Genomic DNA, 22,635 nt, shown 5'->3' with positions numbered 1-22,635 from the left:
GGAGGGCGGAGCAGCAAGGTCTTTGCGATCCCGGAGGGCCCTTGCAGGGCGACACATTCTCCGTCCTGCAAATCGAGTGACACGGAAAGGTGCAGGCGCTTGAGCCGCTGACCGTCAGCGCGCGTCAGAGCTTAAGTTGCAGCCGGTCGGCAACCCGCCTGGCGATTTCCGCCGTCGCCTCGCTCGGATAGGGATGCACCGAGCTGACGTTGATCTCGCCGAGCACGTAGCTGTCGCTGCCGTCGGGCTGGACGGGCCCGAGCATGAAGTCGGCGTCCCAGATCGCGGGGAGGTCATCTCGCGCGATGTCCAGCAGCGAAATTAGCTGTGGCGTCCACTCGTCCTCCATCAACCGGCGCAGCCGCTGGAAGCGCGGGTCCGCGTTCGATGTGTAGAGCCGCGGTCCGGCCTCGGATCGCGCGGCCGGCGTCTCGACCAGGGCTTTGACCTTGTGGTGCCCGAACCCGGCACAGCGATCGCCGGCCATATAGCAGCGCACCACCCCCTCGCTCAGGCGGGACTGGAATGCCTGGTCGATGACGCTGCCGTTCTCGAAATACTCCGCGCAGCGACGCAGGAAATCATCCAGCGTCAGTTCCTCGGGTGCGACCTTGGTCGCATCCAGGATTTTGATCATGGAGGAGGTCGGCAGTTTCTCGACCTTCCAGACGCCTTGGCCGCCATTGCCCCGGTTGCGTTTGATCACGCGCGGACCGGCGGCGAGCCGGCTCGGCAACTCGGCGCGCATGGCGGCCGCGGTTTGATACAGCGCCGTGTCCGATCCCCAGCTCATCGAACGGGTACGATAGAGGACTTCCTTGGTGCCCATTTTGAGGATGACGTCCGGATGGGCGCTGACCCACACGCCCTGCGCAGCAACGTCGCGCAACAAAGCGTCGAGGCTTGCGCGGTTTCGGCCGTCTTGAATCGGATTGACCCAGACGAGCACGCCGTCGACCGCGAGCAGTTGTTCGCGGACGGCGTCGGCAAAGCTTTCGTCGTAGATCACGGGGCGCCCGTCGACGCCGACGGTGGCGAGAGCTTCGAACACGTCAGCGAAGCGGCCGTTTCTCGAGGTGGCATCTCGGCGCGCGACGGTATCTCCTCGCGAGAGGATGGCGACGATGCGTCGGGGAGAGAGTTGTCGTTCGGTATCCATGCGCAAGCTCCACGTGTTGCGTGCTGCGCAGAACTTGGACCGAAGTCTCGCCGGGAGTCTGCTTGATCCCGGACGACCAGTGTATGTGATATTGCGTGGCTCCTTCAAGCGGGGGTTCCCCGCCAGAGGTGTGACCCCGGGGCGATCTCGATTTCGTTCCTATCGTGTGCTGAAATCTTCGTGACGCTCCATCGATGGTTTTCGGGCGCACCCAAGGCAAACGCCGTTGACAGCTCGCGCCTGAGGCGTTCTATTTGCGCTACGGGGATGTGCGATCTCCCCGCGAGGCGTCATGCCAAAGAATCGCGTCCTGATCACCAAGGGCGCAGCATGTCAGCATCGTATCCCTCCATTTCCCCGGATAAACTGTCTCGATTTGTAGGCACGGCAGCCGCGCCGACGCTCATTGATGTCCGCATCGACGAGCGCCGGAGGCGCGGGCCTGCTCGCGGCATCGCTCGGCCGGTCGCGCATGTTCCAGGACGACCTCGAGCAGTTGGACGCCGGTCTCCAGCTCTACGACGTGTTCTACCGATGGTGCCGCGACGCGACCAAGGAGACACGCAACTGGCCGACCAACAAGGTCAAGTGAGGCCGGAGCACTGATGACTTCTGGGGCAGTGACAACCAGGAGATCAGACATGCGAACATCGACGATTGATCGGGCAGCGCTCTTCGTGGCGCTAGCGGCGAGCTTCTCGCCCGCCCGCGCCCTGACCCAGGAAGAGCTGGTCGCCAAGATTCAGGCGGCCGGCTACTCGCAGGTGAAAGACGTCAAGTCGACGGCCGAAGGTACCACCGCCAAAGCGCTGAAGGACGGTAAGCCGGTGACGCTCGTCGTCGACAGCAGCGGCCAGATCAAAGAACGCAACTGAGTTCGAGGAGCAGTACGATGAAACTGACAATTCACGCGCTGATCGCGCTCGGCGCATGCCTCTTGGCACCTGCTTCCGGCTCCTTCGTCTCGGCGGCAAATGCGCAGAATGTCGATTGGCAGAAGGTCGACCAGACGCTGGGACGCAAGCCCGCCGTCTCGGACGACGTCCATCGCTACGGCTTCCCCCGGACCGATCTTTCCGTGACGCTGGACGGCGTGACGATCAAGCCGGCGCTGGCGCTTGGCGGCTGGGTCGCGTTCAAGCCGGGGCACGGCGGCGTCATGGTCATGGGCGACCTTGTGTTGCTCGAGACCGAGATCAATCCCGTAATGGCGAAGATGATCGCGGGCGGTCTCGAGATCACCGCCGTGCACAATCATCTGCTGCGCGCGAGCCCGGCGACCTTCTACATGCACGTCGCCGGCCAGGGCGACCCCGTCAAGCTGGCCTCGGCGATCCACGATGCCTTGGCCGAGAGCAAGACGCCGCTGACGGTCGCAGCGCCGGCGAGCCCGCCGCCGGCCGTCGATCTCGACACGGCGAAGCTCGACCAGATCATCGGCGTGAAGGGCCAGGCCAACGGCGGCGTCTACCAGTTCAACGTCAAGCGGCGAGACCCAATCACACAGGACGGCACGGCGTTGACTCCCGTCGGCCCGATGGGCGTCGCGATCGGCATCAATTTCCAGCCGACCGGGGGCGGGAAGGCTGCCATCACCGGCGATTTCGTGCTGACCGGCGACGAGGTCAACCCGGTCATACAGGCGCTGCGGGCACACGGCATCGAGGTGACCGCGCTGCACAGCCACATGCTCGACGAGCAGCCCAGGCTGTTCTTCATGCACTTCTGGGCGAACGACGACGCCGTCAAGCTCGCCGAAGGTCTGCGCGCGGCGCTCGACAAGACTGCCAGCACGAAGAGTTGAGCCAAGGATTGAGCGAAGGAGCCGCTCGATCGATTTTGCAGCCCGCATATCACGGCGATGGGGACAAGTGATGACGACGACAACGACTGACATCGAACGCGGAAAGATGGGCGAACTGGTGCGCTATTTCCTGCGGCTGGGCTTTCTCGGCTTCGGCGGACCGGTCGCGCTGGTCGGCCAGATGGAGCGCGAGCTCGTCGACGCCAAGAAGTGGCTCACCAAGGAGCAGATGCGCGAGACCATCGCCATTTGCCAGTCGCTTCCCGGCCCGCTCGCGATCCAGGTCGGAATCTTCATCGCCTATCTGCGTTGCGGATTCTGGGGGGCCTGGGCCGGCGGTTGGTCGTTCATCCTGCCGAACTTCGTCATCGTCGCGGCGCTCGGCGCGCTCTTCGTCCACCTTGGGGATCTCAAGGCGGTAACCGGGATCTTCTATGGCGTAAGCCCTGCGGTGATCGCTCTGATCCTACACTCCTGTTACCGGCTCGCCAAGCTCGGCATGGAAGACTGGCTGCAGTGGGTGATCGCCGCCGTCTGTCTGGCCGTCACCGTGATCCTGAAGGCCGAGGTCGCGCTGCTGTTCATCGGGGCGGGGATCGTCGGGATCATCTACTACGGCAACATCAAGCGGGCGCCGGTCGCCCTCCAGCTCGCTGTGATCCCGGCGGCGGCGCCCGCAGCGGCACCGGTGGCGACCGGCTCGACGCTGGGCAAGTTGCTGCTGTTCTTCCTCAAGGCGGGCTCGCTCACGTTTGGCAGCGGCCTGGTGATCGTTCCGTTCCTCGAACAGGGCCTCGTCCAGCAGTATGGCTGGCTCAACGAGCGCGAATTCCTGGTGGCTGTCGCGATCGGCATGATGAGCCCGGGACCGGTCGTGATCACGGCGACGTTCGTCGGCTATCTGGTGGCGGGCTTCTGGGGATCGCTGATCTCGACGGTCGGCATCTTCCTCCCGTCCTTCCTGCTGGTCCTGATCGTGGCGCCCTTGCTGGCGCGCCACCGCAAGAATCCGAACGTGCAGGGGTTCGTGAAGGGGGCCTACGCGGCCGCGATCGGAACCATCGTGGGAGCGAGCTTCCTGCTGGGCAAGATCGCGATCGGGGACTGGCTGACCGCACTGATCGGCATCGTGTCGCTGGCCGTGCTGTTCCGCTGGAAGGTCAGCAATCCCTTGCTGATTGCGGTCACGGCCGTCGTCGGGCTGATCGCCTATCCGATCCTGCAGCCGGCATGGGTGCTCACAGGACTCAAGTGAGGGGTGGCGATGTGCGCGGTGCTCGGGATGGTCTGGCCCGCAGCCGATCGAGGTCGACTGTTGGCGCCTAGAATAGCGCTGGCCCCCGCCGGTCGAGCTTGGCCTCCCATGTGAAAAGGTTGGCAATCGTAATCATGAAGGCGATACCAAGCGCGCTGACCGCGGCCTGCATTGGCAGCCCGTCGGAGACCCGGTTCAATATGACGAACGCAACGAAGGAAGCTAGCACGCTGAAACAAAAAACGGATAGCGAGTTTTCGCCGCAACGGATCAGCGCCTTCATCCAGGGCCCGGGTGGACGGTGGCCGCCCGGCGGCACGAAGCGCGTCAACAAAACAACGATTGCCAAGAAGTGGATGAGCCGAGCCGGATCCAAATGACTCTTGTAGATTGGATACAGCCAGCCTTCTATCATTTGCGGGACTAGCCACTTGAAGGCGTCCACACGCCAACTCAAGACGACGATGAGACTGAACAAAACATAAGCGGCGGCGAGCGGTATCGTGCCCCGGTGTCGCAAGAAGGCAGCAAAATACGGAGCGCCCGGACCGGCGCAGCAGGCGCCGACGACAAACAATACCTGCCAGGCGAATGGATTGAAATAGAGTTCTCCGGTCGGCCACGCCGGCATTTGCCAACTGTAGAGCTGCACCATCAAGTAAAGCATGAATGATGCAGCGAGCGCGATTGCCGCATTGCGAGCCATGAGCCACAGCACCAGCGGAAATGCGAGATGCAGTATGACGAACGTGGGCAGGATATCGGTGTTGACGGGAGCGTACTGAAGAGCCAGGAGGTGGACGAGGGCTGTCCCGGGATCGTTGAAGAAGTGCTTTGTGTTGGTTTCGTCGAGATAGGAACCGCTCAGCCAGGCCAGAACGAGATAGATGATGACCAGCAGTAGAAACGCAACGTAGATTTCGAAGCTGCGTCGCAAGCTGCGTGCGATGACGGTTGGCCAACCTCGACTTCGCAGCGTGCCGCCATACGAGACCATGCACGTATAGCCCGACACGAAAACGAATACTTCGGAGGCGTCGCTAAATCCGTAATTGCGAATAGTCAACCAGTCGAAGGCGTTGCCGGGGATGTGGTCGATGAAAACAAACCAGAGCGCCAGCCCGCGACAAACGTCGAGCCGCAAGTCACGACCATCGCCGGAAATCTGTGACCTCCCTCGAGCTTTTGTCAAAGCAATCAAAATTCGAATCTGCCACGCCGCGTGACCTTGCTGTAGCGGGAACCGGTCCGCACGCGGCATCGGAACCATTGTTACACATTGCAGCTCTGTGGCCGGACGAGTCTTGATCTAGAGCAAAGTGACAGCCGCTCCAGGTCGTGCAGGATGTCACATACCGGGTTTTGCATTGTCCTCCCGGGGCTGGAAAGCCGCCGCCTGCGGTCATTTAAGCAGGCGGCGTTTTTATGGGTGTGCCGAAGGGTAACGGCTGCGCCTCGGCCAGCTTGATTCACATCAACGCATTGAATTGCGTTTTGGAAGATCATGATTGAGAGGCTCCGACATGCAGCTGCTCAATTCGAACAGGAACTATGGTGCTATTGCGCAGACCCTGCACTGGCTGACGGTGGTTCTTGTCATTCTTGCTTGGGTACTGGGCACTTTTGGCGATGACTTGCCAAAGGGCGAATCCCGGCAGACGGGCCTTGCCGTCCATGTCAGCGCCGGGATCGCAATTCTCGTCCTGCTTGTGGCTCGCCTGATCTGGCGAACGATCAATCCACCCCCCGTTTCGGAAACGACCGAATTTGGGGTCTGGCTCGGGAAGTGGGGCGATCCTGCCGCCGCGATCGCGCACTATACTCTTTACGCGCTGCTCGTCGCAGTGCCAGTCGCCGGAATTGTGCTTCAGTTCGCGCGGGGTGATGCATTGCCATTGTTCGGTCTTGCCGCCATTCCGTCACCCTGGCTCAAGGACGCGAATTTTGCTCACAATGTGAAGGAAGTGCACGAAGTTCTGGCGCATGCGCTGGTGGTTATCGCAGCGTTTCATGCGATCGCTGCGCTCATTCATCATTGGGTATTTCGGGACCGAACCCTCATCCGGATGTTGCCCCACTCCAAAGATTGAGACGTCTTACGAGCCGCGGACGTGTCTGCCTGCTCATACCTCGGTGCTGTGCGCGAGATGCTCGATGGCCGCGATGCCGATCTTCTATTCAATTGCTCTTTTGACGCTCGCGAACGGGTCGCCGGTCGTGGCCAAGAAAATGTTCGGCTCTCGTTTCGCGCTCTCGGTGGATGGAGGGCTATTGCTCTTCGATGGCCGACCGATATTCGGCGCCTCGAAGACCGTCCGCGGCATCGTTGCGTCAATCGTCGTGACCGCCGTTGGCGGGAGGCTTCTTGGGCTGGGTTATGAATTGGGCGCTCTCATGGCCATGGTCGCGATGGTGGGAGACCTGTTTTCCAGCTTCGTGAAACGGCGCATGAACATGCCGCCAAGCAGCCAGGCGTTGGGTTTGGACCAGGTTCCGGAATCTCTGTTTCCACTCCTGGCTTGCCGGGAGAGCCTCGCTCTGAGCTACGCCGACGTCTTCATGGTCGTCTTGATGTTCTTTGTCGGCGAGCTTGTGATCTCCCGCCTGCTGTACATGTTGCGCATCAGGGATCAGCCGTATTGACGCGATCGGTCGGACGGCACAGCCGATGCAGCGTAATCTCCGGCGGGCAATTGAATCGAACGGCTACGACGCTTGATCCGGCGCCCACGGATGTGTACCCGACCATGTCTCGATAGCGCCACGCGCCGGCGCCCATCCGACGCGGAAGCACCGAGTCAAGCGTGAGCGGAATTGACCCCGGAAGGCAGATCTGCCCTCCATGTGTATGCCCGCTCAGCAGTACATCAAAGCCGGCATGCGCCGCTTGCCGATAGATTTCCGGTGTATGGGACAGCAGGATCGAGAAGGCTCCGTCGGGGATCTCCGATCCGACCTTCTCGATGTTGTCGACCCTGAAGTAGTGCGCGTCATCGATTCCTGCGACGAATATCTCCTGATCGTCGCGCTTGATGACCGCGCACTCGTTCTGAAGCATCCGTATGCCCATCGCCTCGAGGCCGGGCAGCATCCTGATCGTGTCGTGATTGCCGAGCACGCCAAGAATCGGCTGCTTCAGGTGGGCGGTGACCCGGACCATGCCCTCCAACGCGGCGTCGAACGCTCCGAAGGTCTTGCCGCGATAGTCGCCGGTCAGGACACAGAGATCGTAGTTGAGGCCAGGCACCACCTCGGCCAGGCGCCGCATCGCGCGCTGGCTCATATCCACGTGGGTATCGCTGATGTGAAGTATCGCGAATCCTTCGAACGAGGCCGGCAAATTCGCGCATTCGATGCTGTTGTATTTTACGGCAATCCGCTCGGCATTTCGGCGCCCGCGCCAGTAAAGCCCCGACAGCTTCAGAATGGTTCGGATCAGCGAATGAATGGAGTACCAATTCTCGATATGGAAGAAGTTGAGGCCCTGGCCGAAGATCTGCGCTTCATGATCCGTTTCGATTCCGAGTCGCTGCCGGGCGTGAATCCGGCCCAGGCGTTGCTCCAATGTCGAAAGCAGTTCGTCTTCCACTAGGGCGCCTTTCGGTTCGTGGCAATCAACTGCGTACCCGCACTGGTTCGTCGTTCTGGCGGCGGAGGAGGAGGGTGTGGAACGCATCTGCGACGCCGTCCAGCGAGAGCGCCTCGCGATTGGCGTCGGTCGTGATCGCAAGCCGTCGGGGACCGAAATCCCTCGTGAGGCCAGCGCGGAGCAAAGTTCGCCTAGCGAGACCCAGCAGTCATCAAGGGCTTCCTACAAGCTCTCGATCACCTTCCGTAGCAGCGTCTGGACATGCTGGGCTGATGCTTTGAGCCCCGGATTGTCGATTGCCTGCATCGACGCGACGGGATCAATGGCCGCGATCTCGGTGCGATCTTGAGCGACCTCCTGCACCACGACATTGCACGGCAGCATTGTGCCGACCTTGTCCTCGAGTTGCAGGGCCTCGTAAGCGAGCTTCGGATTGCATGCTCCGAGGATGCGATAGTTTCGAAAATCGGTGCCGAGCTTTTCCTTGAATGTTCGCTTGACGTCGATTTCCGTGATGATTCCGAAGCCACCCTGCTTGAGGGCTTCCGTTACGCGCTGCAACGCTGCTTCGAAGCTGACCGGCAGGGTTTTGCCGAAATAGTAGGTCATCTTGCAATTCCTCCTCGTCACGTGCGTGGACAGCATCGCTGCCTTTGAACACGACGGCGTCGTCTCAGCCCGATTGGAGCTTCACCAAAGGTGTCGCCAGAAGCGGCCGCGTTCGGTTGGCGAATCCAGTCGAGCCTTCTGCTCGTCGCTGAGCGTCGCGTAGAAGGCCTCGAACGCGGGGCGCATGGTCTTGACGGACTGCAGCATGGCTTCCATGCGCTTCTCCATGAATTCCATTCGGCCGACCGCGGTGGTCGGTACCTCGGTCGGACAAGCCAGACGCAGGGCTTCGGAGGCTTTGTCCGAGGCTGCCTTCAGATCATCGAACTTGGCGCGCTGCGCTTCTGTCGGCTTGATGACCTGCTCGATCCGATCGATACGCCATCCGAGAAAGCCGGCAGCCGTGGGGCTGCAGGCGCCCGCATGGCCGCCTCGGCCCATGAATCCCGGCCCCATCATCATGCCGGGTCCCATCATGTCGCGTCCCGATCCCATACCTCCGGGTCCGAAGGGCTGCGCGGTGGCGGTCGCGACAAGCATCGCGGTCGCTACTGAAGCAACCGCAGCGAGCTGATTGAGTTTGCGCATGGCGTCTGTCCTCCCTTGCCGTCAATCTCAGGGGCTATTTTAAAGCCTAACCGGGTATGCGGTTATCGCGTTGAGATACATCAATGGAGATGCCGATCCGGCGTATCCCCGCCGCTATGACGTAACGCCCGCCGCGGTTGCCGCCCGGTCGCGCCGGATTTGCAGCAGGGTCAGGGTGAGGGCGAGCAGCAATGGACCGAGCACCACTCCGGGTGTTCCCATCAAGACCAGCCCGCCAACGACGGCGATGAAAGACAGCATCGTGTTCATGCGAAGCCTGCTGCCGACAAGGATCGGGTACACGACGTTGTCGACGAGCCCGACGACGAAAGTCCCCCACGCCGTTAGAATGATTGCGGACGTGTAGCTGCCGCTCAACGCGAGATAGACGGCGGCTGGCGCCCAGATGACGAAGGCGCCGAGAAACGGAACGACAGCCAGAAGGGCCATCAATACGCCCCAGAACACCGGAGCGGGCAGGCCCAGCCACCAGAACATCAGGCCTCCCAGCCCGCCCTGCAGCGCCGCGACGGCGACGGTCCCGAAGACGGTCGCGAAAATGGTATCGCTAAAGCGCCCGGCGATCAGCGCAAATTCCAGCTCCGAAAGCGGCAGATGGAGCCGCGCGGCCTCCGCAATCGCCTCCCGGTCGCGCAAGAGATAAAACAAGAAATAGAAAGTAAGCAGAAAGTTGGCCATTCCGGAAAAGGACGCGCGGAGCACGGAGCCGCTCCACGTCGCGAGCGCAGAAGTCGCCGTTCGCATCAGATCCGGAAAATCCACCTTGTCATGGACCCATTGCAGCGCAGGGGCAAGCCAGCGATGCTCGTCCATGAGACGCGTCCAGTCGTCGGCGTCGAACATCGGCACGACAATCGCTGCGCTGCGCCCGGCCTCGTTGAGCAAGGTGCCTGTCACCAGGATGGCCGGAACGACCACGATAAAGGCGGTCACCATGACCGTGATCAATGCCGAAAGATTGCGGGACTTGACGCGGCTGCTTACAGCGCGGTCGAATGGCGTGAACAGGACCGCGATCGTCGTCGACCAGACGAGAGCTCCCAGAAATGGCGCCGCCATCACGGCAGAGATGACAACGCCTAGCGAGATGGCGACCGCCAGAGGGACCGAAGCCGGTGCTCGATCGGGAGATTTTGGGCCTAAAAGCATTGATCGGGTCTGCCTCAATTTTCCATCGAATGCGCTGTCGCGAGGCCAGCGTGCCACCTATCAGCAGCCATGCATGTGACGAGGCCGGCGAGGATATCCATAGCTGGACGCGCACGATGGCTTCATTCGATCGCCTCTGCCGCAATCGAACGCGGAGCAGAGCCAGGTTGACGAACCCAAGGATCAGCAGCGTGACGATGCGCCGTGCATTCTGCCAGCGGTTCAAGGGGGAGCGTGAGTGCGAGGTGCGTTTGGATAATCCGGCCCAGCTTCCATTTTTAGCCGTTACGAGCAAGGGTGCGACGACCGGAGCCTCTATCGGACAGACCGAGCCTCGGCCGCTTGATTTGGGTCAATTCGGCGAGCCTGAGGTTGTAGCGCGGGCCGGCGATCGGAAAGTTTTGACGGCGGGGTTGAACCAGAGGCTTCTGACCTAGATCAATCGACCCGGACCCGACGCTGATACCGTACCAAAATTGCATTTTCGGAGACACACGCGATGGCCATCAGGGACGTTCTACTCACCTTGACCAGCTATCCCGAACCGACGCCGGTTTCGGTCATCGACCGCGCCGTTTCGCTGATCTCGCCATTTGCCGCGCACATCGCCGCGATCTCTTGTGAAGTTCATGTGCAGATACCCGGGACTTTCCTGTCCGGGGTCGGCCATGTCGGATCAATCGTGGCCGGCGAGGCTCACAAGAGCAGGAAAAATGCACAGGACCTGCTGGCGACCTTTGAAGCCGCCTCCACGAAATCGGCGCTGCTGCACGAGATCATTCTCGAGCGTTGCCTGACGTCCGAGGTCCCGAACCTCCTGATAGACTATGCTCGGCTGCGTGATCTCACCATCGTGCCGGTGCCGGAGTCCTACGACCAATGGCATGCTGAAGCGATCATCTTCGGTTCGGGAAGACCGACGCTGGTGCTGCCGGAGGCCTCCGCCTCGAAGGAAGCCGAACTCAACAGGGTGATCGTTGCGTGGGACTTCAGCCGCGCGGCGGCACGTGCGGTCTCCGATGCGATCCCGATCCTGGAGAAGGCGCGAGAGGTGTTTGTCGTCACGGTGACCAATGAGAAGGCGATTTCGAGCCGGCGTTCGTCGTCCGAGCTCGCGAAGAATCTCTCGCGTCATGGCATCGATGTGGTCGTCGAGGAGGTCGACGCTGCAGGACGGTCCATCGGCGATGTTCTGGCGGCTCAGATAGCGTCTCGCAGGGCGGATCTGCTCGTCATGGGGGCGTATGGTCATTCCCGCTTACGAGAGTTCATATTGGGAGGCGCGACCCGCAGCATTCTGACGAAGCCGCCAATTCCCGTGCTGCTGTCACACTGAACCGATCAGTCATCGGCCGAATTCCCGAAGGGTGGCCGTAAGCGGACTATGCTGATGGACGTCCATCCGCCCAAGACGGGTAGCACCGGATCCCCGGTGTTTCGCGCCAGAGCGCTTTCGAAGACCTATCGAATGGGAGAGATCGACGTGCATGCGCTGCGCGACGTCGATCTCGACATCTTTGAGGGCGAGTTCGTCGTGCTCCTCGGGCCGTCAGGGTCGGGCAAGTCGACCTTGCTGAACATCCTTGGGGGCTTGGACAGCCCGACGTCCGGCGAGGCTCGTTGGCGAGACCACAATCTGGTCGGCGCAACCGACGCTGAATTGACGCGCTACAGGCGTGAGCATGTCGGCTTTGTCTTTCAGTTCTACAATCTCATCCCCAGCCTCACGGTGCTGGAGAACGTTGCCCTGGTCAACGAGATCGCGGACAAGCCGCTCGATCCGCTCGAAGTGCTAGCCCTGGTCGGGCTTGAAAAGCGGATCGACCACTTCCCCTCGCAACTGTCGGGCGGCGAGCAGCAACGCGTTGCAGTGGCCCGCGCCATCGTCAAGTCGCCCGATGTCCTGTTGTGCGACGAACCGACCGGCGCGCTGGACTACGAGACCGGAAAGGTGGTGCTTGCGGCCATCGCACGGGCCAATGAACGACTGGGCACGACGACCATCATCATCACTCACAATGCCGCAATCGCAGGCATGGCAGACCGCGTGCTGCGGCTTGGCGGCGGGCGAATCGTCTCCGAGGAGCGCAATGCACATCGGCTCTCGGCGGAAGAGGTGCGCTGGTGAGCCTGCTCGATCGAAAACTGCGGCGCGACATCAGTGCCATGCGGGGACAGGTGCTCACCATCGCCTTGCTGGTCGCCGCCGGCGTCGCCGTCTTCGTGGGGTCGGTCTCGACATACGAATCCCTCGGCAGGGCCGTGGAGCGCTTCTACGCGACGACGCGCTTTCCGCAAGTGTTCGTGACGCTCAAGCGCGCACCATTGTCGATCGTCACGCAGCTCAATGCAATTCCCGGGGTCGCCTCGGTCGAGCCGCGCATCGTCCGCGAAGTCATCGTCGACTGGCCGGCGGCTTCGCAGCCGGTCTCGGCCCGCATGGTATCGCTCAATCATGCCGGGGACGAGAACCTTGCCCGACTGAGTCTACGCCGAGGCACGGCGCCCGATCCGGGTTCCTCGAGGGAGGCCGCGATCAACGAGGCGTTCGCAGAAGCGAATGGGGTGAATCCCGGTGATGATATCCGCGTGCTGCTGAACGGAAAGGTGAAAGCCTTTCACATTTCCGGCGTCGCGCTCTCGCCGGAATATGTCTACGCCGTCAAGCCGGGGCTGCCGATTCCCGACGATCGGCTCTATGCAATTCTCTGGGTCGACCGCAGCGCGGCGGAGGCCGGCTTCGACATGAAAGCGGCCTTCAACGACGTGGTCATTTCTCTGGCGCCGGGCACAGACCCCAAGCCGGTGATCGACGAGTTGGACCGCCTGCTCGAACCGTATGGATCGGTTGGCGCGGTCGAGCGGCGGGATCAGGCGTCCAACCGGTTTCTCGAAGACGAGTTGAACCAGCAAAAGGTGATGTCGACGACCATCCCGTTCATCTTCTTCGGCGTTGCTGCGTTCCTGCTCAACAGCGCGCTCGGCAGGCTGGTTGCGGCCCAGCGCGAGCAGATCGCGGCATTGAAGGCGCTGGGCTTTCCTACGACCGCGCTGAGCCTGCACTACCTCAAGCTGATACTCGTCATCGTGTTGATTGGGGCGGTGCTGGGAATTGCTGCCGGCTGGGGCTTCGGAAAGGCAATGATCGCAAGTTATCAGGGGTTCTTTCGCCTGCCGCAACTCCCGTTCGAGCTCGTCCCTTGGGCTGCGGCGGTGGGCATCGCCATTAGCGTGACCGCAGCCTCTCTCGGCGTTTTGACCGCGTTGCGGCAGGTCGTCCGTCTTGCGCCGGCGGTTGCCATGCGGCCCGCCGCGCCGCTCGACTTTCGCCGGTCCTGGATCGAGGCGCTGCTGCCACGCAATGCCGCGCGATCGCGCCGGATGATGATCCTGCGGAATACCGCCGGGCGTCCGCTTCGTTCGCTGCTGACGGTGGCCGGAGTAGCCCTTGCCGTTCCAATGATGGTGCTTGGGATATTCTGGCGCGACGCCATCGGTGAGATGATCGATCTGCAGTTCAATCTGGTGGAGCGTGGCAATGCGACGGTCACGTTTCCGCATCCGATGGATCGCGCGATCATTCGCGATCTGGCCCGCGAACCGGGCGTGCTGGCGGCGGAAGGACAGCGCATTGTGCCGGTGCGGCTTCGCGCCGGGCAACGAAGCTATCTGACGTCCGTGATCGGTCTTTCTGTCGGGCACCAATTGCGCCGGCCGCGTGACGCCATGCTGCGCCCGATCGCGGCCGCGCCCGACGCCATCACGCTCACCCGGCGTCTTGCCGAGCGGCTCGACGTACAGGCCGGCGGCATCATCTCGGTCGAAGCCATGGAGGGGCGGCGGCGCAAGCGAGATCTTCCGGTCAGTGCCATCGTCGACGAATCGATCGGGATGGCAACCTACATGGAGATCGAGACCCTGAACCGTTTCACGGACGAGGGCGCCGTGGTTTCGGCTGCAAGCCTGTATGTCGAGCCGACGGCAATGTTGGCATTGGGGCGGAAGTTCAAGAACCTCCCAACCATCGAATCCGTGACGATGAAGGCGTATACGCTCACATCCTTCATGGACAAGATCGCCGGCCTTGTCTTCGTCACGGCCGGCATCCTTGCTGCCTTTGCCACGATCATCACGGTGGGCGTGGTCTACAACAGTGCCCGCATCGGCTTGCAGGAACGAGCGTGGGAATTGGCCAGTTTGCGGGTGCTGGGTTTCACCCGCGGCGAGGTTGCGGGCATCCTTTTCGGTGAATTCGCCGTCGAGATCACGTTGGGCATAGTGATCGGCCTGCCACTTTCCCGCATCGTCATCGATCTGATCGCCAGGCTACACTCCAACGAAAGCTTTCAGATACCTGCGGTGGTCGCACCGCAGACTTACGTGATTGCAGCTGGAGTCGTGCTGCTCGCGGCCGCCGCCAGTGCCTACATCGTCAAGGGGCGCGTTGACCGGCTCGATCTGGTTGCAGCCCTCAAGACCAGGGAATGAGGATGCGCATTACTGGCCGCCATATCGGAATTGCCGCGGGAGCTCTCGCTGTCGCCGGGATCACGGTCTGGTTCATGGTGCCGGCGCCGGTTGCGGTCGAGACGGCTATCGCGACCAAGGGGCGCTTCGTCGCCACCGTGGATGAAGACGGCAAGACACGCGTACGCGAGCGATATGTCGTCGCTGCGCCGCTCGCAGGACGGTTGGGCCGGATCCGCTTCAAGGTCGGCGACCAGGTGCAGGTCGACGACTCCGTCGCGACGATCGAGCCGTCGCCGGCGCCGCTGATGGATCCACGAACCCGGCGTGAGGTCGAGGAAAGACTGGGAATGGCCGAAGCCAACCTCGAACGGGCCAAGGCCGTCGTCGAGCGGACGCAAGCCCAGGTCAACCAGGCAAATGCCGATCTGACGCGGGCGCGAACCCTGGCCCAGCAAGGGGCCGCGACGACGCAGACACTTGAACGTGCGGAACTTGCGGCACGCCTGGCTGACCGGGAACTGCGTGCGGCAGAATTCCAGGATCACGCCGCCGAGCATGAGATCAGCCAAATGCGCGCGTTGCTGGCCCGCTACGCCAACGGCGGCGACGGTCAGCCGGAAAGCTGGAGCGTCGCGTCGCCGGTCGCCGGCGTCGTCTTGAAGGTGACGACGCCAAGCGAGACGATCGTGCAGCCTGGTACGCCGCTTCTGGACATCGGCGACGCCAGGGATCTCGAAATCGTGGTCGATGTCCTCAGCACTGACGCGGTCGAGATCGGCGCGGGGGCTGACGTCACGATCGACCATTGGGGCGGCGAGGGGAAGCTGACGGGGCGAGTGCGCCGGGTTGAGCCCGCGGCCTTCACCAAGATCTCTACCCTCGGCGTCGAAGAGCAAAGGGTCAATGTTCTCGTCGATATCCTGTCGCCAGCGGAAAAGTGGGCGCGACTCGGCGACGGCTATCAGGTGGACGTTCAGATCACCGTCTTCGCAGCGGACGATGCGACGATCATCCCATCTGGCGCGCTGTTTCGCCGCGGAGAGAGCTGGAACGTCTATGTGGAGAAGGATGGGCGGGCCGAATTACGTCAACTCGAGCTCTTGCGCCGTTCGGGTCGCGTCGCGGCCGTCGCGTCCGGCCTCGCTCCGGGGGAAAAGGTGATCGTCTATCCCAGTGATCGTGTGGCGCCGGGCAAGCGCGTCTCGCAACGAACGCCTTGATCCTGCTCAACGGCTAAAGCCGGATTCGGGACAATGTGATGTGTCTTCAGCCGTGAGAACAAGGTTATGTCGTTTGAGCGCGTCCTGCGATGGGCCCTGGTCACGATCGCCATCGCGGGACTGGCCGGTGGAATTCTTGCACGAGTGATTGGCCGGCCCGATCTGGCCGATCTCGCCTGGGAGTTAGGCACGGCACCCGTGATCGGAGGACTGGCGGTCTCGATCGTCAGGGATTTTCTCAGCGGCCGCCTCGGCGTGGACGCGATAGCGCTGCTATCCATGAGCGCGGCCTTGGCGCTCGGCCAACCGCTTGCTGGAGCCGTGGTCGCCTTGATGTACTCCGGCGGCAACGTGCTGGAAGACATCGCGGTCGCACGCGCCGAGCGCGACCTGCGCTCGCTGGTCGATCGCGCGCCGCGCCAGGCTCACCGCAAGAGCGGGGAACGGATCGAAGAGGTTCCGGTCGATGCCGTCTTGGTCGGCGAGCAACTCCTGGTGCGCGCCGGCGAGATCGTGCCGGTCGACGGTATCGTTGGCTCGGCCTCGGCGACCATCGACGAGTCCGCCGTGACAGGCGAACCGATCCCGGTCGAAAAGGCGCGTGGCAGTGCCGTTCTGTCGGGGTCGCTGAATGCGGGCGAGACGTTCGAGTTGACCGTGACTGCGCCGGCCGGCGAGAGCACCTATGCCGGCATCGTGCGCATGGTAACGGCGGCGCAAACGGCAAAAGCGCCCTTTGTGCGGCTGGCCGATCGCTACGCGCTGCTTCTCCTGCCGGTGACGATTGCGATCGCCTTCGTGGCGTGGCGGATCTCCGGGGATCTGACCCGCAGTCTTGCCGTGCTGGTGGCGGCGACGCCTTGCCCGCTGATCCTGGCTGCACCGGTCGCTTTCATTGCCGGCGTCGCGCAAGCGGCGCGCCGCGGCATCCTGGCCAAGGGCAGTGCGGCGCTGGAGGCCTTGGCGCGCGCGCATACCGTGCTGTTCGACAAGACGGGCACGCTGACCGTCGGAGGGGCGCGGCTGCTTTCCATCGAGGTTGCACCGGGAGGCGACCCGGACGAGGTTCTCCGGCTCGGGGCATCGCTCGAGCAGGCCTCGCATCACGTGCTGGCCAAGACCGTGGTGGCGGCGGCCGTCGAGCGCGGCCTCGAGCTGAAAGCCCCCGAACAGGTCAAGGAGGCGATGGGCTCCGGTCTGAGCGGCATGATCGACGGACGGCAGGTCACCGCCGGCGCGCGGCAGATGCTTCCTTCGCATGCCGCGTTGTCGCCGTGGGAGCTGCGGGCAATCCGGCGCGCCTCGTGGCGCTCGGCGCTGATCGTCTTTGTCGCCGTGGATGGACGTACCATCGGTGCGTTGCTTCTGGCGGACGAGTTGCGGGCCGATACGCCGCGGGCGATCCGGCTGCTCCGCGATGCGGGCGTCGCGCGGATGGTGATGGTCACCGGCGATCGCGCCGCGGCGGCACAGGCCATCGGCGCGGCGCTCGACCTCGATGCCGTGCTGGCCGACCGCGTCCCCTCCGATAAGGTCGAGGCGGTGCGGGGCGAGCAACGGCTGCATCCGACCATCATGGTCGGCGATGGTATCAACGACGCCCCGGCGCTGGCCGTAGCCGACGTCGGCGTCGCGCTCGGGGCGCGGGGCGCCAGCGCGTCGTCCGAAGCGGCTGACGTGGTGATCCTGGCCGACCGCCTCGACCGTGTGGGCGAAGCCATCATCATTGCGCAGCGGGCGCGGCGGATTGCCCTGCAAAGTATTATCGTCGGCATCGGGTTGTCGCTCGTCGCGATGGTCGCTGCCACGCTGGGTTGGCTCGCCCCGGTGCCGGCGGCGATCGCGCAGGAGGTGATCGATGTCGCCGTCATCCTGAACGCACTGCGCGCACTCACTCCGGCCCTCGGCGCTGGCGGCCGTCGCATCACCGCGGAGCAGGGGCTGACATTGCGTCACGATCATCAGGCCTTGTTCAGGGACCTGGACCGCCTGCGCAAAATCGTCGATGCCCTGGACGACGTGACGCCGGACTCGGCCGGGACGTTGATCGGCGAGGCCCAGCTTCTGGTTCAGAGCAGCGTCGTGAAGCACGAGCGCGACGACGAAGACAGCGTCTATCCGAAGCTCGCGGAGGTGCTGCGCGAGCGCCATGGGCTCTCCGCCATGAGCCGGGCGCATCGCGAGATCCTGCATCTTGCCCGGCTGCTCAGCCGCATCGTCGAAGACATGCCCTCGGAGAAGATCGACCGCTATATCGTGCGGGACGCGCAACGCGTCATCGAGGCGATCGAGACGCTGGTGCGCATGCACACCGCCCAGGAAGAGGATATCTACGAAGCCGTGTCGGCTTAGGTCCCGTCTGGCGACACATCTCTCCATTCCGGCGCAAACGAGGTACGCCATCGCCAAGCAGCAAGTCGTTGACCCGCTGATACTCCCGAAATTCCCGCACGCGCTGCCCGTCGCAGAACTGCTGGGGCAGTTACGTGTGTCCGGCGCCGAGGGATTGTCCGAAGCCGAGGTCGGCGCACGGCGCAAGCATTTCGGCGCGAACACCATCGCCTCGCGGCGTCCAGCCGGCGTGCTGCGCCTGCTGGTGCACCAGTTCAAGAGCCCGGTCGTCTATCTCCTGAGCGGCGCAGCAGGACTGGCGTTTTATTTCGGCGAGCTCGAGGAGGGCAGCGCCATCTTTGCGGTGCTTGCCATCAACACGCTGATCGGCTTCGTGACCGAGTTGAAGGCGGTCCGATCGATCGAGGCTTTGCGCGCGCTCGGCACGCGGACCGCCCGCGTCCGACGCGAGGGACGGGTTCATGTGATCCCGGCCGCGGATCTGGTTCCGGGCGATGTCGTGGTCCTGGAGGCTGGTGATGCCGTTTCGGCCGATTTGCGCCTCATCGAGACATCTCGTCTTTCAACGGACGAGTCGTCGCTGACCGGAGAATCAGTCGCCGTCGACAAGCAGATCGAGCCGGTCGGCGCAGACACCCGTCTCGGCGATCGCGCGTCGATGGCGTTCAAGGGCACCGCGATTACGCGCGGCACCGGCGCGGGTGTCGTGGTCGCGACCGGAATCATCACGGAACTCGGCCGGGTGACGCGGCTCGTTCTCGAAGCCGATCCGGGTCATTCGCCCCTCGAGCGCAAGCTCGAGCGTCTGTCGATGCAACTCGTCTGGGCGACCATCGCTGTCGCCGCCATCATCGGTGCCATTGGTCTATCGAGTGGCAAGGACGCTCTCCTGATGATCGAGGCGGCTATCGCGCTCGCCGTAGCCGCAATTCCAGAAGGTCTCCCCATCGTCGCGACGCTTGCGCTCGCCCGTGGCATGTGGCGCATGGCGCAGCAAAATGCGCTGATCGAACGTCTCTCGGCGGTCGAGACGCTCGGGGCGACCACGGTCATTCTCACCGACAAGACCGGTACCCTGACCGAAAATCGGATGACGGTACGACGGCTCTGCACATCCTCAGGCGAGATCGCGCTCGGGACCGGCGCTCCAGGGGGAGGCGAGGAGCCGCAGGTCGCTCACGATCCACAGGCGGCCGAATTGCTCCGGATCGCGGTCCTCTGCAACGACGCGCATCTCGATGCTTCCGAGGAGCGCGGCAGCGGCGATCCCATGGAGATTGCGCTTCTGCGTGCCGGGCTGCGCGCCGGATTCAGGCGGACAGCCTTGCTGGAAGGGCGCGGCGTCGTGCGCAAGCATGCTTTTGATCCCGTCGCCAAGATGATGGCGACCGTTCATGAGCATGGGGAGGGTGTACTGATTGCCGTGAAAGGGGCGCCCGAGGCGGTCCTGGCGGCGACGACGCGCGTAGCTGTCGGGGGCGGCGAAGTCGCGCTTGATGACGCCTTGCGAGCGGAGTGGCTCAGCCGAGCCGATCGGCTCGGCCATGAAGGCCTGCGGGTACTCGCCTGCGCGACGAGGATCGACCAGGTGGCCGATGCCGCACCCTATGACAGGCTGGTGCTTGCTGGTCTTGTCGGCTTGGAAGACCCCGCGCGGGCCGACGTGCCACCGGCCATCCAGGACTGCCGGCAATCGGGAATTCGCGTTGTCATGGTCACAGGCGATCACGTGGTGACGGCGAAAAGTATCGGTCGAGCCGTCGGGCTTGGGGAGAACGTTGCGAATGTCGTGGAGGGCAGGAATATCGGGCGGATGATTGAAACCGGGCAGCCTGCGCTCCGGGACGTCGGAATTTTCGCGAGAGTAACTCCGGATGAAAAACTCGCTCTCGTCCGGACGTATCAGGCTTCGGGCGAGATTGTCGCCATGACGGGGGACGGGGTGAATGACGCACCCGCTCTGCGGCAGGCCGATATCGGTGTGGCGATGGGATTGCGTGGGACCGATGTGGCCCGCGAAGCGGCCGCCATGATCCTGCTCGACGACGCGTTTCCAACCATCATCAGGGCGATCCACGAAGGGCGGGTGATCTTCGCCAATATCCGTCGCTTCGTCGCCTACCTCTTGTCCTGCAATCTCAGCGAGGTGTTGGCGGTCGGCCTTGCCGTATCGCTGGCGCTGCCTTTACCGCTCTTGCCGCTGCAAATCCTGTATCTCAATTTGGTAACCGACGTCTTCCCCGCTTTCGCGCTCGCCATGGGCGAGGGCGAGGAGGGCATCCTCAAACGTCCGCCGCGCGATCCAAAAGAGCCCATTCTGGGCCGCCGGCAATGGGTCGCCATCGTCCTGCACGGGGCGACGTTGACCGCAGGCACCTTCGGGGCGCTGGCTGCATCGTCCTGGTTCGCTCTCGATGCCCGCTCAACAGTCACCACCACGTTCCTGACGCTCGCCTTTGCCCAGCTTTGGCACGTGTTCAACATGCGCGATCCGCGCTCGCCGTTCTTCGTCAACGAAGTCACGCGGAACGGCTGGGTTTGGGGTGCGCTTCTGCTCTGTGCAACACTACTCGCTGTACCGCCCTACCTATCGTCGGCTGCGCATCTGTTACAGCTTGCGCCCCCAACCGCCGAAATGTGGTCGATCGTGATTGTCTCGAGTGCGTTGCCGTTGCTCGCCACGCAGGCAGCCAGCGCGGCCGTCAGGGGATGGCTTGCGGACGTGCGATGACGAGGAGGGAGCTATGAGTCGCAAGGCAGCAACGGCCGCGATGTTGAGGTGAAGATCGCTACTAAGCTATCCGAACAGATGCGCGAGCCAAAACGCCGCTCCGGCGGCCAATCCGCCTACCAGCAGCGTTTGCAGCGCCGACTTGACCTTGTTGACGCCCGTGAATTGGCCTTTGACGGCCCCAAAGCAGAGCAGGGCGACGCCAGTCGCGGCGACCGAGATCTGCAGGGCCGTTCCGATGTTGTGGGTGAACATGTAGGGCACGAGCGGAATCAGGCCGCCGACCACATATGAGCCTCCAATCGTCGCGGCGCTGATCGGCGCGCGCTTCGGGTCGGGACGCTCCAATCCCAGTTCGAAGCGCATCATGAAATCGACCCATCGCTGACGGTTCGCCGAAACCGCGCCGACGACCGATTTGAGCGCATCTCCTTCGAGGCCGTATTCCCGGAAGATCTGCTCCACCTCCTGGATCTCCCGCTCGCGAAGCTGATCGATCTCATGGTGCTCGCGCTGTTCTTCCGCGGCGTAGTGCTCGGCGTCTGTACGCGCGGCGAGATACCCGCCAAGTCCCATGGCGATCGCGCCGGCGACGACCTCGGCCAATCCTGCGGTGACAATCACGTCGGTGCTGGTGACGGCCGCGGAAAGGCCGGCCGCCAGCGCAAACGGCACCGTCAGTCCGTCGGCCATGCCGATCACGACGTCACGGACGCTTTCGGAGGCAGTGAAGTGCTTCTCGATATGAGGGGTGGCTGGCACAGGACGCTCCTGGTAGTGGTTTGGGTTTGAAGAGAGTGCCTAGTCGGCAGCTCTCTTGCGGCCGGAGATCATGGACGCGACCAGGTTCTCGCGATGCTCGAAGCTTGCGATCACCACGCCGAGGACATGCGCCACGACCAGGCCGACGTTCAGGTTGGCCAGGAATTCGTGAACGTGTTCGATCAGTTTCGAGCCCCAATAGGCATCCGTCGTCATCATGTAGCCTGTCGCACAGGTGCCGGCCAGCGCGATCATGAGGGCCAGGATCATGGCACCACCGGCGGGGTTATGTCCGATGTAGCGGGGAGCCCTGAGCAGGGCGAGGTCGCGAAGATAGGCGAGCACCTCGCGTGGCGGACGAACGAATTTCGAAAAGCGCGCATGTCGCGGGCCGACAAAGCCCCAGATGATGCGGATCGCGAGGAGGCCGGCGATGGCGTAGCCGGCAGCGATGTGCACCCGCGCGATCTCATCGCCGGTGGCGTAGGCCAGGACGAACAGGCAAGCCAGCGACCAGTGGAAGATCCGGACGAACGGATCCCAGACCTTGACCATGGCCGGCGGCCTCACGCCGCCGGCTCCGATCCCGTTGCTCACGGTTCTCATTTGCGGACCGTCACATCTGGCCGATGATCTGGCCGTTGGTCGGGTCGACGAACAGCTCCACGCGATTGCCGTTTTTGTCGAGCGTATAGAGCTCGCCGCAGGCGTTCTTGAGTTTGGCCTTTTGGACCTTGTAGCCTTGGGCCTCGACCTTGGCCTGCAATTGAGCCATCGGCAGCCACTGGGCCTCGGGAGCGGACGTGCACGGTTTGCCGAAGCTGCCGGCCTGGGCGGACGCCGCCCCGAGCGTCACGGCGGCAACGGTAAGAATGGCGACCTTGCGCATAGGTATCTCCTGACGGTGGCCGGCCGCACCATGCGCC

At 63.2% G+C, this 22,635-nt stretch carries 20 protein-coding genes and 1 pseudogene; 12 read left to right on the top strand and 9 right to left on the bottom strand.

Translation table 11 applies throughout. The annotated features are described in order from the left end of the window. Window positions 1-124 precede the first annotated feature (124 nt). A complete protein-coding gene (locus XH91_RS18280) occupies window positions 125-1,159 on the bottom strand; it encodes a Cj0069 family protein (RefSeq protein ID WP_128951856.1) in 1,035 nt (344 codons plus the stop codon). 436 nt (window positions 1,160-1,595) lie between these two features. Between XH91_RS18280 and XH91_RS18275 the strand changes: the two are divergent. The 4 genes and pseudogenes from XH91_RS18275 to chrA form a co-directional block, all read left to right on the top strand. Beyond that, window positions 1,596-1,751, top strand: a pseudogene (locus XH91_RS18275) (sulfurtransferase); the annotation flags it as partial. Between the two features lie 49 nt (window positions 1,752-1,800). Then, window positions 1,801-2,034 (top strand): PepSY domain-containing protein, encoded by a 234-nt coding sequence (locus XH91_RS18270; RefSeq protein ID WP_128951855.1) that lies wholly within the window; start codon window positions 1,801-1,803, stop codon window positions 2,032-2,034. A 17-nt stretch (window positions 2,035-2,051) separates the two neighbouring features. Beyond that, window positions 2,052-2,963 carry a DUF1259 domain-containing protein gene (locus tag XH91_RS18265; protein WP_164933962.1) on the top strand — a complete coding sequence of 304 codons (912 nt, stop codon included), beginning with the start codon at window positions 2,052-2,054 and terminating at the stop codon, window positions 2,961-2,963. Between the two features lie 70 nt (window positions 2,964-3,033). Next, window positions 3,034-4,218 (top strand): chromate efflux transporter, encoded by a 1,185-nt coding sequence (chrA, locus tag XH91_RS18260; protein WP_128951853.1) that lies wholly within the window; start codon window positions 3,034-3,036, stop codon window positions 4,216-4,218. A gap of 67 nt (window positions 4,219-4,285) precedes the next feature. Here chrA and XH91_RS18255 read toward each other — a convergent pair whose 3' ends face one another. Continuing rightward, on the bottom strand, window positions 4,286-5,479 hold the full coding sequence (locus tag XH91_RS18255; RefSeq protein ID WP_128951852.1) for an OpgC domain-containing protein: 1,194 nt from the start codon (window positions 5,477-5,479) through the stop codon (window positions 4,286-4,288). Window positions 5,480-5,741: 262 nt separating this feature from the next. Here XH91_RS18255 and XH91_RS18250 point away from each other — a divergent pair, with 262 nt between their 5' ends. Both XH91_RS18250 and XH91_RS18245 read left to right on the top strand, forming a co-directional pair. Then, window positions 5,742-6,308 carry a cytochrome b gene (locus XH91_RS18250; protein ID WP_128951851.1) on the top strand — a complete coding sequence of 189 codons (567 nt, stop codon included), beginning with the start codon at window positions 5,742-5,744 and terminating at the stop codon, window positions 6,306-6,308. Between the two features lie 64 nt (window positions 6,309-6,372). Next, entirely contained in the window at window positions 6,373-6,861 is a 489-nt protein-coding gene (locus XH91_RS18245; protein ID WP_128951850.1) for a CDP-archaeol synthase, read from the top strand. On the opposite strand, the gene XH91_RS18240 is transcribed toward XH91_RS18245, so the two are convergent. The 4 genes from XH91_RS18240 to XH91_RS18225 form a co-directional block, all read right to left on the bottom strand. Next, entirely contained in the window at window positions 6,842-7,807 is a 966-nt protein-coding gene (locus XH91_RS18240) for a metallophosphoesterase (RefSeq protein ID WP_128951849.1), read from the bottom strand. The two genes, XH91_RS18245 and XH91_RS18240, sit on opposite strands and share 20 nt — an antisense overlap. A gap of 222 nt (window positions 7,808-8,029) precedes the next feature. Then, window positions 8,030-8,416 (bottom strand): DUF302 domain-containing protein, encoded by a 387-nt coding sequence (locus tag XH91_RS18235; protein ID WP_128951848.1) that lies wholly within the window; start codon window positions 8,414-8,416, stop codon window positions 8,030-8,032. A gap of 81 nt (window positions 8,417-8,497) precedes the next feature. Continuing rightward, window positions 8,498-9,004, bottom strand: a complete 507-nt coding sequence (locus tag XH91_RS18230) for a Spy/CpxP family protein refolding chaperone (protein WP_128951847.1) — start codon at window positions 9,002-9,004, stop codon at window positions 8,498-8,500. Window positions 9,005-9,118: 114 nt separating this feature from the next. Then, window positions 9,119-10,192, bottom strand: a complete 1,074-nt coding sequence (locus XH91_RS18225; RefSeq protein WP_128951846.1) for an AI-2E family transporter — start codon at window positions 10,190-10,192, stop codon at window positions 9,119-9,121. Between the two features lie 481 nt (window positions 10,193-10,673). On the opposite strand from XH91_RS18225, the gene XH91_RS18220 reads away from it, so the two are divergent. From XH91_RS18220 to XH91_RS18195, 6 genes are all read left to right on the top strand, one after another. Next, complete coding sequence (locus XH91_RS18220) at window positions 10,674-11,510, top strand: universal stress protein (protein WP_128951845.1); 837 nt, start codon at window positions 10,674-10,676, stop codon at window positions 11,508-11,510. A 54-nt stretch (window positions 11,511-11,564) separates the two neighbouring features. After that, window positions 11,565-12,302: an ABC transporter ATP-binding protein gene (locus tag XH91_RS18215; RefSeq protein ID WP_128951844.1), complete on the top strand. Its 738-nt coding sequence runs from the start codon at window positions 11,565-11,567 to the stop codon at window positions 12,300-12,302. Next, window positions 12,299-14,662, top strand: coding sequence for an ABC transporter permease (locus tag XH91_RS18210; protein WP_206733525.1), 2,364 nt, complete (start codon window positions 12,299-12,301; stop codon window positions 14,660-14,662). The genes XH91_RS18215 and XH91_RS18210 overlap by 4 nt, the downstream gene beginning before the upstream one ends. 2 nt (window positions 14,663-14,664) lie before the next feature. After that, a complete protein-coding gene (locus XH91_RS18205) occupies window positions 14,665-15,864 on the top strand; it encodes an efflux RND transporter periplasmic adaptor subunit (RefSeq protein ID WP_128951842.1) in 1,200 nt (399 codons plus the stop codon). A 66-nt stretch (window positions 15,865-15,930) separates the two neighbouring features. After that, window positions 15,931-18,216: a heavy metal translocating P-type ATPase gene (locus tag XH91_RS18200; protein WP_128951841.1), complete on the top strand. Its 2,286-nt coding sequence runs from the start codon at window positions 15,931-15,933 to the stop codon at window positions 18,214-18,216. 136 nt (window positions 18,217-18,352) lie between these two features. Further along, window positions 18,353-20,947, top strand: coding sequence for a cation-translocating P-type ATPase (locus XH91_RS18195; RefSeq protein WP_245477146.1), 2,595 nt, complete (start codon window positions 18,353-18,355; stop codon window positions 20,945-20,947). A gap of 66 nt (window positions 20,948-21,013) precedes the next feature. Here XH91_RS18195 and XH91_RS18190 read toward each other — a convergent pair whose 3' ends face one another. From XH91_RS18190 to XH91_RS18180, 3 genes are read right to left on the bottom strand one after another with little or no spacing between them, the layout of a single operon-like run. Further along, window positions 21,014-21,709, bottom strand: coding sequence for a VIT1/CCC1 transporter family protein (locus tag XH91_RS18190; protein WP_128951840.1), 696 nt, complete (start codon window positions 21,707-21,709; stop codon window positions 21,014-21,016). A gap of 39 nt (window positions 21,710-21,748) precedes the next feature. After that, window positions 21,749-22,315 carry a cytochrome b/b6 domain-containing protein gene (locus XH91_RS18185; RefSeq protein WP_128951839.1) on the bottom strand — a complete coding sequence of 189 codons (567 nt, stop codon included), beginning with the start codon at window positions 22,313-22,315 and terminating at the stop codon, window positions 21,749-21,751. A 10-nt stretch (window positions 22,316-22,325) separates the two neighbouring features. After that, window positions 22,326-22,598 (bottom strand): PepSY domain-containing protein, encoded by a 273-nt coding sequence (locus tag XH91_RS18180; protein ID WP_128951838.1) that lies wholly within the window; start codon window positions 22,596-22,598, stop codon window positions 22,326-22,328. Window positions 22,599-22,635: the final 37 nt, after the last annotated feature.

The sequence above is a fragment of the Bradyrhizobium guangzhouense genome (assembly GCF_004114955.1).
GTDB classification, from domain to species: Bacteria; Pseudomonadota; Alphaproteobacteria; order Rhizobiales; family Xanthobacteraceae; genus Bradyrhizobium; species Bradyrhizobium guangzhouense.
This window is presented reverse-complemented; position numbering and strand designations above follow the sequence as displayed.